Consider the following 12,362-nt stretch of genomic DNA (forward strand, 5'->3'; position numbering starts at 1 on the left):
GCTTGAACAGGCTGGCGCCCACGCTCGGCGCCGGGGCTTCAGCCGCCTCTTGTTCGGCCAGGGCGATGGCCCAGGGGTCGTCGTCCGCGCCTTCGGCAATCGTCTGTTCGGCCAGGGCGTCGGCCCATTCGTCCGGCGCTTCGGGCGGAGTGGTGTTTGAATCAGTCATGGTCGGATTCCTTGGCAGTGGACACGTGGCCCTTCACGAATCGGCTGGTAGAAGAGGAAGAAAGGCTCAGGGAGTGATCGACCAGGTCCTTCACAAGTAACGCGCGCAGGCCGTTCTGGCTGCCGTATTCACAGGTCATGACCGGCACGCCATCGACCCGCGCATTGATGATGTCGGGCAGTTCGATGGGCAACACATCGCCCACCTTGAGCGCCATGACCTGCCCCACACGGGCATCCATTTCGACAAAGTCGGCGATCAGTTCAATTTCCGAATGGGTGATCTCGCCGGCCATGCGCTTGTTCCAGTTGCGCTCTTCTTCCGGGTTGGTGTCGGTGAGCGGGCCGTTGAGCAACTGGCGCATCGGCTCGATCATCAAATACGGGATCACGATGTTGAAATCGCTGGAGAGGTTGCCCACCTCCAGGTGGAACGTGGCGTTGACCACGATTTCATTGGGGGAGCTGGTGATGTTGGCGAACTTGGCCTGCATCTCCGAGCGCAGGTATTCGATCTCCAGCGGGTACACCGACTTCCAGGCGTCCTTGTAGGCGTCCACCGACAGGCCCAGCAAACGGCGGATGATGCGCTGCTCGGTGTGGGTGAATTCGCGGCCTTCGGACTTGGTGACAAAGCGCCCGTCGCCGCCGAACAGGTTGTCCACCACCATGAACACCACCGCCGGCGGGAACACCACCAGCGCCGTGCCCCGCAGCGGTTTCATCGCCAGCAGGTTGATGTTGGTGGGCATTGGCATGTGCATCGAGAATTCGCTGTAGCTCTGGTAGCGCACGCTCTTGACGGTGATGTCGATGCTGCGCCGGATCAGGTTGAACAGCGCCATGCGAAAGTAACGGGCAAAGCGTTCGTTGATGATGTCCAGGGCGTGCAAACGCTCGTGGATCACCCGGTGCTGGGTCGCCGGGTCGTAGGGGCGTACCCGTGAAGCGTCCAGGGTACCGGCCTCTTCGTGGGCGGCGTCGGTTTCGTCGCTGCCGCGAAGCAGCATGTCGATCTCGTCCTGGGAGAGCAAATCGTCGATGGCCATGGGTTACTGCACGATAAAGTCGGTGTACAGCACGCGCAGCACCGAGGGTTCAGGCTGCTGCGGCGCCAGGGGCTGCTTGAGGGTGTCCAGGATGCGCGCGGCAAGCGCCGCCTTGCCCTGGGGGGTGATCACCTGAGTGGTGTTTTGCCCGCTGAGCAGGGTCAGCAACTGGCTGCGTACCTGGGGCATGTAGGCCTGCAGTTGGGTCTGGGTCGCGTCGTCGGCCACTTCCAGGGCAAAGCCTACGTAGAGCAGGCTGGGCTCATCGCGCTCGTTCACCAGGTTGACGGTCATCGGGGCGATGGTGACCAGCCGTGGCGCCTGGGGCTTGGGCTGGGCTTTCACCGGTTCATCGGCATGCACGTTCTGGCTGATGTACACGTAGGTGCCAGCGCTACTGCCCGCGACGACGACCAGCGCCAGCAGCAGAATCAAGAGCCAGGGGGTTTTGCGGGGGGTGGTCATTGGCGAAAACCATCGAATAGAGGAAAGCGGTTAGGCAGGGCTCAAGTATGAACACCGCCCTGCCCCGCCCATGGCGCGATAAGACCAGGCTAACGGCGGTATCTCGCTGTTTTGATTTGGGATTCAGACGTACAGGTCAATCGCTGAGCCGCTCAGCACCACCTGCTGGACGGGTGCCGGCTCGGTGCGCCTTACCGGCGCGCTTGCCGACTGAGGTTGCGGATCACGCTGGGGCTGCTGGCGCGAAGACTGATCGCTCACCGACGCCTGCCCCAGCGCGATGCCCTGGCTGGCCAAGGCTTCGCGCAATTGCGGCAACGCCTGCTCCACTGCCGTCCGCACCGACGCATGGGCCACTTGGAACTGGGCCTGGGTGGTGCCGTCGTTCAGGTTGAGGCTGATGGACAACGGCCCTAGCTCGGCGGGGTGCAGGCGCAGGTCCACCTGTTGATCACCACGGGTGACCATACCGACCATCTGTTGGCCCAAGTCCGCCGCCCAATCGGTGCTGCCGATGGCGGCGGTGAGGACCAGGCTGCTGTTCGCCACGCTGTTGGTTGCGACGGTGCTCGCCGGGGCGAACGACGCGGGCGCAAGGTTGAAGACTGTTTGTGGGTCCGGCTGGCTATTGGACTGGCTATCCGGCTGCCTGTCATCGGTTTGCGCCTGCACCGCTGGGATGCTGTCGGCGACACTGGCAACCAATGTCGGCAGGGCATCGGGCAGGTCCACAGGGTCGGCGGTGTCGTCAGGTTCGTCATCAGCCACAGGCAGGCTTTGGCTGTGCACCGGTGTGCTGCTGACCACGGGAGCAGGGTCCGCCGCAGCAACACTGACCGGCACCGGCACGTTGACCGGAATCGGCGGCACCACGATCACCGCTGCGGCATCCAACTGGCCGGCGCTTTCGATGAGGGCCATGCGCTGGCGGATATCGTCCAGGCTGCTGTCGGCTTTGGTGGTCGGTTTGGGTTCTTCAACCTCGGATGCCGGCTCAGCAGGCAGCACACTTACAACCTCCTCCACCGCCACCGTTTGCGGCTCAGCCACTGGCAACGGTTGCACGGTTACCGGCGCAGGTGTTGCCACCGGTTCAGGCGCGACGGCCACCTCCGGCACCACCGCAACCACCGGTAGCGGCTGCGCCACCGGCAATGGCTCCGGCGCGGCGCTGGTCACTTGGCTCAACACCGCCGAAAACGATTGCTCGGGCGTCGTCGCGGTGTCGGTGGTGGCAGTACTGGCCTGCACCGGTGCGGCAGCCTGAGGCACTAACGTCGCGAGAATATCCATGGTGTTCCTTAGAGGCCGCTGTCGAGGGAGGAAGGAAACGTCGCCGTGCGACGGCGTAACTGGCTGGCCATTTCATCGGACTGGCGTTGCTCCACCCGCCCGAGACGCACCTGTTCCTGCTGGGCACGTCGGTCCAGCAAGGCCTCGATCGAGCTGACCTTGCGCCACTGCGCCATCCAGGTGAGCTGGTGGTGGGCCACTTGTTTGCGGTGGCGCTCCAGGCTTTTTTGCGCCCGTTCTACCGCCTCTTCCAGCGACTGCAAAAAGCCCCGGTAATTAGTGAGTGCCGAGGGGCTCATGCCGTCCTTGGCCAGTTCCAGTTGCAGGTTCTGGCGGTACTCCTGCTGGTACTGGTCCAGAGTGCGCAACTGGTTGATCACCTGCTGTTCAGCCGTGCGGCTTTGGGCCAGGGCACGGGCCGCGACGTCGCGGGCCTTGGCGGCGATTTCGATCAACAGGTGCAGGGATTGGTTAGCCATCGATGCTTACTCGAAAAGGTCAGTTGCCGGGGAACAACAGGTTGAGGCCATGCAGGGTTTCATCGACGCTGGCGCGGTCGTCGATGCGCTGTTGCAGGAAGCGCTCGATATGCGGGTACAAGCCCACCGCCCGGTCCAGTTGCAGGTCATGGCCCTGGGAATAGGCGCCAACGCTGATCAAGTCGCGGTTGCGCTGGTAGCGGGACAGCGCCTGCTTGAGTTGGTTGGCCTTGCGCTGCTGGGCATCGCTGGCAATAGCGGTCATGGCCCGGCTGATGGACGCCTCAATGTCGATGGCCGGGTAGTGCCCGCTTTCGGCCAGGTGGCGCGACAGCACGATGTGCCCGTCGAGGATCGCCCGCGCCGAGTCGGCAATCGGGTCCTGTTGGTCGTCGCCTTCGCTGAGCACCGTATAGAACGCGGTGATCGAGCCACCGCCGGGCGGGCCATTGCCGGTGCGCTCCACCAGCTTGGGCAGCTTGGCGAACACCGACGGCGGGTAGCCTTTGGTGGCCGGCGGCTCGCCCACCGCCAAGGCGATTTCCCGTTGGGCCATGGCGTAGCGGGTCAGGGAGTCCATGATCAGCAACACGTCCTTGCCCTGCTCGCGAAAATCCTCGGCCACCCGCGTGGCGTACAGCGCGCCTTGCAAGCGTTGCAGCGGCGACGTATCGGCAGGCGCTGCGACCACCACCGAACGGCGCAGGCCCTCTTCGCCGAGGATGTTGTCGATAAAGTCCTGCACCTCGCGGCCCCGCTCGCCGATCAGCCCCACCACGATCACATCGGCCTGGGTGTAGCGGGCCATCATGCCCAGCAGTACCGACTTGCCCACCCCGGACCCGGCAAACAGGCCCAGGCGCTGGCCGCGCCCCACACACAGCAAGGCATTGATGGCGCGGATGCCCACGTCGATCTGCCGATCAATTGGCGCTCGCTTGAGGGGGTTGAGCGGCTGGGTATGCAGCCCAGCGTGATGGGCGCCCGGCAGCGGGCCTCGCCCGTCCAACGGCTGGCCGCCGCTGTCGAGCACACGACCGAGCAACCCCATGCCGAGGGGAAAGCTGCGATTACCATCGCCCTCGGCGGCGGCAAATACCCGTGCGCCCGGTTGCAGGCCGTGGATTTCCACCAAGGGCATCAGGTACAGGGTCTCACCGGCAAAACCGACCACTTCGGCTTCGGCAAACACATCGGTGAGTTCAATCCGGCAGGCCGCCCCCAGCGGCAGGCGCAGGCCCACCGCTTCGAGCACCATGCCGGTGGCGCGGGTGATGCGCCCGCTGCGCAGGTGCGGCGCGATCTGCAACGGCTTGCCCTGGCAGGCGTCCAACACCCGGCTCCACCGAGCGATATGCGGGTTCACGGCAATTCATCCAGGGCGCGCTCGACGTTGCGCGTGAGCAGGCCCAAACGTGACGGCCGCGTGGCGTCCAGCTCACCGCTGGCGCTGGCCACCCGGCAACCGCCGGGCAGCATCGCGGTGTCGGCCTGCAACACCCAGCCCGCTGCTTCGACCTGTTCGCCGAGGCTGTCCTGCACGCGCTGCAAATCCTCGGGGTTGAGCCAAAGTTTGGGTTTGCCGGTGAGTTCCAGGTCGCTGTCGAGCATGCCCTGCACCAGCACCAGCACTTGTTCGGGCTGGGCGCTCAGTGCGTCGCCAGCCAATTGCCGCGCGGCGTCCAAGGCAATACGTACCAGTTGGTGGGCGATGTGCTGGTCCATTGTCTTGAGCGCATCGTCAAAGTTGCGACACAGCGTCAGCAAGGGTTGCAGGGCTTGCACCCGCTGCTGCTGCAACTCCACCGCAGCGGCCTGGCGCCCTTCGTCCAGGCCCTGTGCATAACCTTGTTCCACACCTTGGGCATGCCCGAGTTGCTGGGCCTCGGCGATGGTTTTCTCGCGCAGCACCTGCATTTCCAGCTTGTGCTGGAAGGCTTGCTTGCGCAGGCGCTCGCGGTGGGTGGTCTGGGGGTCGTCGTTGGGCGTGGCCGGGCTGCCCAACGGGTCCATCTGCCAAGGCTGCCAGCGGTCAGACATAGGTGTCGTTACCGCGTGCCGTCACGATATCGCCGCTGTCGGACAAGCGTCGCACCACCGCCAGGATGGCCTTCTGCTCGGTTTCGATCTGCGACATACGGATCGGCCCACGCGCTTCCATGTCTTCGCGGAACAACTGCCCGGCACGCTGGGACATGTTGTGCAGGAAGCGTTCGAGCAACGCCGGCGGCGAGCCCTTGAGGGCGATGGCCAGGGAGTTTTGATCCACCTGCTGCAACAGGGTCTGGATGCCACGGTCGTCCACGTCGATCAGGTTTTCGAACAGGAACATTTCGTCGAGGATCTTCTGCGCCAGGTCGTCGCTGTGTTCGCGCACGGTGCCGATGGCCAGTTCTTCGTGGGCCGAACTCATCAGGTTGAGGATCTCGGCCGCCGTGCGTACGCCACCCATTTTGCTGCGCTTGAGGCTTTGGCCGTCGAGCATCACACCGAGCACTTCGGTCAGTTCCTGCAAGGCCACCGGCTGTACGCCGCTGAAGGTGGCGATACGCAGGATGATGTCGTTGCGCAGGCGGTCGGGCAGCAATTGCAGGATGTCCGAGGCCTGGTGCCGCTCCAGGTGCACCAGGATGGTGGCGATGATCTGCGGGTGTTCGTCGCGGATCATCTCGGCCACCATTGAGGCTTCCATCAGGTTGAGCTTATCGATGCCCGAACCGGTGTTGGTGTTCTCCAGGATGTCGTCGATCAGGCTGGCGGCGCGTTCGCTGCCCAGGGCCTTGGTGAGCACGGCGCGGATATGGTCGCTGGTCTGGATATTGATGGCCGCGTATTGGTCGGTCTCGTCCATGAACTCTTCCAGCACCAGGCGCATTTCTTCATGGGACACCTGGCTCAGGCGCGCCATTTCCATGCTGATGGCTTCTACATCGCTGCTGGGCAAGAACTTGAACACTTCCGCCGCGCTGTCGGCGTCCAACGACAGCAGCAAGATCGCACTGCGGCGCGAGCCGGTCATTTTACTGGTCATTTTTTTTCATCCATCCGCGCACGATCATGGCCACCAGACGCGGGTCTTCGGCGGCAATCTGTTGCAGGCTCTGCATGTTCTGCTCATACACCGCCGACTTGCGCGGCAAGGTGTGCGGCGTGTTATCGCCACCGGCAACGACCATGGCGGTACTGGTGCTGGTCGGCACCAGCGCGGTGCCTGGCTCGGCAGTGGCCGCGAGCATTTGCGCCTGGTGCTGGGCATTGCGTTTTTGCATCGGGCGCAGTACCCACCACCACAGTGCCAGCGCGGCAAAGGCCACCAGCAGGTAACGCAGGCCACTGCTCAGCAGGTTGTAGGCCTCGGGAGTTTTCCACCATGGCTGTTCGGTGACCGAAAGGTCTTCGGTCACGAACGGGCTGTTGATCACTTGCAAGGCATCGCCACGGCTTTCGGTGAAGCCCATGGCCTGGCGCACCAGGTTGTTGATGTTGTCCAGCTCTTCCTTGCTCAGCGGCTCGGTGCTCGCGACGCCGTCCTTGAGCACGCTGCGGTAGTTGACCACGACGGCGGTGGTGAGGCGTTGGATCGTGCCCAGGCTCGACTTGACGTGCTCGACGTTGCGGTCGACCTCGTAGTTGATCATGTGCTCGCTTTGGGTGGCGCTCTTGGCGGCTTTGGTGTCAGCGGCAGCGGGAGCAGCGCCAGCTGGCGTCGGCGCATTGGCCTTGGTCGGCGCAGGCGTATTGGGTGGCGAGTTGGTCAGCGCACCCGGTACGCCTCGGCCGGCGTCGTCGCCTTGCACGACGTGTTCGGAGGTTTGCTTGCTGCGCACGGCCGCTGTGTTCGCATCCTGGTTGGGCGCGTAGCGTTCGGCGGTACTTTCACGGGTAGAAAAATCCACCTGGGCGACCACCTGGGCATGCACGTTCTGGCTGCCGAGCAACGGCGTGAGGATGTCTTCGATGCGGCGCTGATAGGAGCGCTCGATCTCATGCACGTAGTCCAGATGCGTGCCGTCCGGGCCGTTGCTGTCGCCTTGGACCTGGGACAACAGGCGGCCGTTCTGATCGACCACGGTCACCGCATCCACGCTCAGTTCCGGCACGCTGGAGGTGACCAGGTGCACAATCGCGCTGGCCTGGCTTTGCCCCAGCTCACGGCCGGGTTGCAGGGTGAGCACCACCGAAGCACGGGCGGCTTCACGGTCGCGCACAAACACCGATTGCTTGGCCATCACCAGATGCACCCGCGCCTTGGCCACCGGGCCCAGGGACTCGATGGTGCGCGCCAACTCGCCTTCCAGGCCGCGCTGGTAGTTGAGGTGTTCAGCAAACTGGCTGACGCCGAAGGCCTGTTTATCGAGCAATTCAAAGCCGACGCTGCCGCCTTTGGGCAAGCCCTGTTCGGCCAGCTGCAGGCGCAGGGCGCTCATTTTTTCACCGGGCACCAGGATGGTGTTGCCGCCTTCGCTCAGGCGATAAGGAATGGCGCGCTTGTCCAGCTCGCCAATGATTTGCCCGCCGTCCGCCTCGCTCAGGCCGGAAAACAACACGCGGTATTCCGGTTCACGCGCCCACAGCAACAACGCCACCACCACCGCAATCACGGTGGCGGCGGCCAGCAGCAAGGGCAACAGGGGCTGGTTGCGAAACAACGTGGTCAACGCCTCCAACGGCTTGACCTTGGCGGGAGGAGCCAGATTCTTTTGCGCGCCTTTGGCCAGGACTGCGGTACTCACGAACACCTCGATGGCGAGGGTAGGGCCTGTACAAAAGACATTGCAGCGTCCGGTAACTGTAGTAAGGGCTTCATTCTGGCGAAAATGCCCAAAGCCAAACTCCGGAAAAGCCACCGCTTTTGTGCTCAATTGGGCGAATGTGCAGGCTGGCCCCCTTGGTAATCTGCTGGCCTGATCGCTGCCTATGAGGCCTGCACCATGAATTCATCCGCCCTCACCAACGCCCTGCAACAACTGTCGCTGCTGGCCGAACAGGCCGAAGGCGCGAGCAGCCAGCGCATGGCCCCGGCCACCGGGTTTGCCGGCGAATTGCAGTCGTCGTTGCAGCGCATCAACCAGTTGCAACAGACCGCCACGCGCCAGTCCAACGCGTTCCAGGCGGGCAGCGAGTCAGTGTCGTTGAGCGATGTGATGGCCGACTCGCAAAAAGCCAGCGTGGCCTTCCAGATGGGCGTGCAGGTGCGCAACCGCCTGCTCACGGCCTACAAAGACGTGATGGCGATGCAGGTTTAAAAAAGCCCTAAAGACGGGCTGCTCGTTTGCCGATGTTCGGTTCAAGCGCACAAACCAGGACAGGCACACATGGCAACCACTACCTCCAGCACGTCGACGGCAACCATCACTTCCCTTGGGGTCGGCTCCGGCCTTGACCTGGACAGCATCCTGACCAGCCTGGAGGAATCCAAGGAAGCCAGCCTGCTGACCCCCATCACCAACCAGGAAACCTCGGTCAACGCCGAGATCACCGCCTACGGCACCCTGACCAGCGCCCTGACCAAGTTGCAAACCGCTGCCGAAGCCCTGGCCGATTCGAGCCTGTACGATTCGCTGACCACCAGCCTGTCCGGCAGCGGTGTCACGGCCGCCACCACCAGCGACGCGGTGGCCGGCACCTATAAGCTGGAAGTGACCCAACTGGCCCAGGCCCAAAGCCTCACCACCGATGGCGTGGCCAGCAAAACCACGGCCCTGGGCACCGGCACCCTGACCCTGCAAGTGGGTTCCGAAGACGCGGTGTCGATCACCCTGACCAGCAGCAACAACACCCTGGAAGGCATTCGCACCGCTATCAATGCCTCCGGCGCCGGGGTCACTGCGTCCATCGTCAACGACGGCAGCGGCACGCCGTATCGCCTGGTACTCACCTCGGACAGCACCGGCACCGCGTCGGAAATGACCGTGAGCTACACCAGCGACGACAGCACCGACGCGGCCTCCAGCCTGTTTGGCTACGACGGCAGCACCGGCAACATGACCCAGACGGTAGAAGCCCTCGACGCCGAGCTGACCATCAACGGTATTTCCATCACCAGCCAGACCAACACCGTCGAAGACGCACTGCAAGGCATCACCCTGAACCTGAGCGCAACCGGCAGCGCGCAAACCCTGACGATTTCCCAGGATACCGACGCCATCTACGACGCCGTTTCGGCATTCGTCACGGCCTACAACAGCTACGTGTCCACCGTGGATACCTTGACCTCTTATGACGCGGACGCTGATACCGCAGGCGAATTGCTGGGCGACTCGACCACCCGACGCATCAGCACCAAGCTGAGCAGCGACCTGTACAGCGCCGTCGGCAGTGGCACCTTCAGCTACCTGTCGCAACTGGGCATTTCCCTGGAAGTGGACGGTACGTTGCTGATCGACGAAGACACCCTGACCAGCGCCATCACCGACAACATCGACGCCGTGTCGGAGTTCTTCACTGGCACCGATGGCACGTCCGGTTTTATCGGCCAGATAACGACCGACCTCGACACCTACCTGGACGAAGACGACGGCCTGATCGTCGCGCGCACGGACAGCCTGGCCACCAAGCTGGAACAGTTGGAAGACCGTTACGAGGAAAAGCAGGCATTGATCGACTCCGAGATGGCGCGCTGGACCGAACAATTCACCCAGCTCGACACCTTGATTTCGTCGCTCAATTCCACGGCCGACTACCTGACCACCCAGTTCGATGCACTCAACAGCAGCGATTGAAGAACCACGCGGAGCACACTCAATGAATGCCTATCGGGACGCGAACGCCTACGCCAAGGTCGGCGTGGAAAGCGGCATCTTGGCGGCCTCCCCCCACCAACGCATCGTGATGCTGTTCGACAGCTACCAGGCGTCGATCCGCATTGCACGCCTGCACCTGCAGGCTGGCCGCATTGGCGAAAAAGGCCAGGCCATTACCAAGGCAATCAACATTGTGAGCCAGGGTTTAAGGGCCTCGTTGAATCTTGAACAAGGAGGTGAAATTGCCGTGCAACTGGACCAACTCTACGACTACATCGTGCGCTTGCTGCTGCGCGCGAACCTGAACAACGACGACACAGCACTGACTACGGCCGCCGCGTTGCTGGAAAATGTCGCCGCCGCCTGGCTGGCCATTGGATCGCACACCGAGGAAGAGCGGTAGCCATGATGCAATCACAACTGATCGCCGCTTACGAACAATTGCTCGAACAATCCCAGCGTCTGCTCGAATGCGCCAAGCAAGCGGATTGGGATGGGATCTTCGCGTTAAAGTCCCAAGGCCTGATCGACGCGGCTTACTTGCGCCGCGCACAAGACCAAGTTGATCTGGATGCAAATGGCCAACAATACAAACTTGAACTACTTAGCCAGATACTGGCCCTGGAAGAGCAAGTAAATTCGTTCTTGCATGCGCGACAAAATGACCTGGGCGAGTTGATGCAGATCAATCGCAAGAAGAGCAATTTGAATAACGCCTACCGCGCATCTTCGAATCAAGTGATACCAATAAGCCATTATTTGTATCGAAAGAAATAACAAGCACCTACACGCTGTCTCTACGCACGACACATTAGTGTGAAAATATCTTTGAGGTACGATAAATCACTGAAAACAGACAAGAAATAACACCCCTCAGTCTGTTATCGTACGGCGTTCTTGATACTTTAGAAAAAATTAAAAATCTCGGTATTCACGACCAGCTAGCGGATGGTCGGGAGCATGAATAACCGAATAACGCTACAAACAGGCACTCGTTGTACAACCCTAAACGCCTGACTTTAGTACTTGTCGATTTGCAGCACTGTCTGCCAGAGGTCACACCATTAGGTGTGCCGAACTGTAGTACCCAACGGGAGGGGTAGAAAGTTGCCAAATACCAACACTGAGCTTGAAGACATCCAGGACCTGAATCTTACGTATTTATTGCTGGCCCAGAATTTATTGCGCAAAGATCGCGAGATCGCCATTTTTCGCCTGAAACTCAGCGAACAAATGGCCGACTTGCTGACCAAACTAAGCAGCAAGCAAATGACCCAACTGGCACGGGTTAACCAACTGATTTGCCGACCGGTTTTTGAAGAGACCGAGCGCCTGTCCAAGGTGCTGGGCAACGCCCGCGAACTGGGCATGGTGGAGATCCATTCCGCACTGCTGATGGCGGCCGCTGATCGCACAGGCGATTTGCGTATCGGGGAAGGCTGACCCATGTCAGACAAAAGCCTGGTCACCGAAATGCAGCAAGTGCAACTGGCAATCGAACTGATTGAACTGGGTGCACGGCTGCAGGTGCTGGAAACGGAGACCTCGCTGAGCCGGGGTCGTCTGATCCGTCTCTACAAGGAAGTGCGAGGCGCCTCGCCACCCAAAGGCATGCTGCCCTTCTCCACCGACTGGTTCGTGACATGGCTGCCCAACATTCACTCGTCGCTGTTCTACGGTATCTACCGCAGCCTGATGGAAATCGGCGGGCATCGCATCGATGCGTTCGTCAAAGCCTATCGGCTGTACCTGGAACAAGTCGGCGACCAGGAAGGCGAACTGGTGCTGGGCCTCACGAGGGCCTGGACCTTGGTGCGTTTTTTTGAAAGTGACATGTTGGAGCTGATCCGTTGTTCGTGTTGCTCCGGCGAGTTCGTGGCGCACTCCCATGCGCCGGCGCAGCATTATGTGTGTGGCATTTGCCAGCCGCCGTCGCGGGCGGGGAAGACCCTCAAGCGCCGGGATATCGATGCACAGTTGCTGATTCGCAAGGCCTGAGCGGTCTTCAAGTCAAAGCAGGTCCAATGTGGGAGGGGGCTTGCTCCCGATGATGGTGGGTCAGCTACCTATTAGTTGACTGACACACTGCCATCGGGAGCAAGCCCCCTCCCACATTGGACCTGTGTTGGTTTGTCTTTAGCGCATGTTCAAAAAGCCCTCAATTG

General features: G+C 61.8%; 14 protein-coding genes. 6 read left to right on the plus strand and 8 right to left on the minus strand.

Annotation, left to right across the window (positions count from 1 at the left end; translation table 11 throughout):
* Positions 1-161: 161 nt before the first annotated feature.
* The 8 genes from fliM to fliF form a co-directional block, all read right to left on the minus strand.
* Complete coding sequence (gene fliM / locus DYL59_RS14480; RefSeq protein ID WP_135289811.1) at positions 162-1,217, minus strand: flagellar motor switch protein FliM; 1,056 nt, start codon at positions 1,215-1,217, stop codon at positions 162-164.
* A 3-nt stretch (positions 1,218-1,220) separates the two neighbouring features.
* Positions 1,221-1,682, minus strand: a complete 462-nt coding sequence (fliL, locus tag DYL59_RS14485; protein ID WP_135289812.1) for a flagellar basal body-associated protein FliL — start codon at positions 1,680-1,682, stop codon at positions 1,221-1,223.
* Positions 1,683-1,805: 123 nt separating this feature from the next.
* A complete protein-coding gene (locus DYL59_RS14490) occupies positions 1,806-2,975 on the minus strand; it encodes a flagellar hook-length control protein FliK (RefSeq protein WP_135289813.1) in 1,170 nt (389 codons plus the stop codon).
* An 8-nt stretch (positions 2,976-2,983) separates the two neighbouring features.
* On the minus strand, positions 2,984-3,454 hold the full coding sequence (gene fliJ / locus DYL59_RS14495; RefSeq protein WP_135289814.1) for a flagellar export protein FliJ: 471 nt from the start codon (positions 3,452-3,454) through the stop codon (positions 2,984-2,986).
* 19 nt (positions 3,455-3,473) lie between these two features.
* Positions 3,474-4,790 carry a flagellar protein export ATPase FliI gene (fliI, locus tag DYL59_RS14500; protein ID WP_238340688.1) on the minus strand — a complete coding sequence of 439 codons (1,317 nt, stop codon included), beginning with the start codon at positions 4,788-4,790 and terminating at the stop codon, positions 3,474-3,476.
* 26 nt (positions 4,791-4,816) lie between these two features.
* Positions 4,817-5,494, minus strand: a complete 678-nt coding sequence (locus tag DYL59_RS14505; protein ID WP_135289816.1) for a flagellar assembly protein FliH — start codon at positions 5,492-5,494, stop codon at positions 4,817-4,819.
* Positions 5,487-6,485, minus strand: a complete 999-nt coding sequence (gene fliG / locus DYL59_RS14510; protein WP_135289817.1) for a flagellar motor switch protein FliG — start codon at positions 6,483-6,485, stop codon at positions 5,487-5,489. The genes DYL59_RS14505 and fliG overlap by 8 nt, the downstream gene beginning before the upstream one ends.
* The gene (gene fliF / locus DYL59_RS14515; protein WP_135289818.1) at positions 6,475-8,187 is read right to left on the minus strand and encodes a flagellar basal-body MS-ring/collar protein FliF; all 1,713 of its coding nucleotides are present in this window, start codon (positions 8,185-8,187) and stop codon (positions 6,475-6,477) included. The genes fliG and fliF overlap by 11 nt, the downstream gene beginning before the upstream one ends.
* A 198-nt stretch (positions 8,188-8,385) precedes the next feature.
* On the opposite strand from fliF, the gene fliE reads away from it, so the two are divergent.
* The 6 genes from fliE to flhC all read left to right on the plus strand — a co-directional run bounded on the left by fliE (position 8,386) and on the right by flhC (position 12,195).
* On the plus strand, positions 8,386-8,700 hold the full coding sequence (gene fliE / locus DYL59_RS14520) for a flagellar hook-basal body complex protein FliE (protein ID WP_135289819.1): 315 nt from the start codon (positions 8,386-8,388) through the stop codon (positions 8,698-8,700).
* 69 nt (positions 8,701-8,769) lie between these two features.
* Positions 8,770-10,176, plus strand: coding sequence for a flagellar filament capping protein FliD (gene fliD, locus DYL59_RS14525; RefSeq protein WP_135289820.1), 1,407 nt, complete (start codon positions 8,770-8,772; stop codon positions 10,174-10,176).
* Between the two features lie 22 nt (positions 10,177-10,198).
* On the plus strand, positions 10,199-10,600 hold the full coding sequence (fliS, locus tag DYL59_RS14530) for a flagellar export chaperone FliS (RefSeq protein ID WP_135289821.1): 402 nt from the start codon (positions 10,199-10,201) through the stop codon (positions 10,598-10,600).
* Positions 10,601-10,602: 2 nt separating this feature from the next.
* Positions 10,603-10,974, plus strand: coding sequence for a flagellar protein FliT (locus tag DYL59_RS14535; RefSeq protein WP_135289822.1), 372 nt, complete (start codon positions 10,603-10,605; stop codon positions 10,972-10,974).
* Between the two features lie 330 nt (positions 10,975-11,304).
* A complete protein-coding gene (gene flhD, locus DYL59_RS14540) occupies positions 11,305-11,640 on the plus strand; it encodes a flagellar transcriptional regulator FlhD (protein ID WP_135289823.1) in 336 nt (111 codons plus the stop codon).
* 3 nt (positions 11,641-11,643) lie between these two features.
* A complete protein-coding gene (flhC, locus tag DYL59_RS14545; protein ID WP_101272902.1) occupies positions 11,644-12,195 on the plus strand; it encodes a flagellar transcriptional regulator FlhC in 552 nt (183 codons plus the stop codon).
* Positions 12,196-12,362 lie beyond the last annotated feature (167 nt).

Source organism: Pseudomonas kairouanensis (assembly GCF_004682055.1).
Classification (GTDB): domain Bacteria; phylum Pseudomonadota; class Gammaproteobacteria; order Pseudomonadales; family Pseudomonadaceae; genus Aquipseudomonas; species Aquipseudomonas kairouanensis.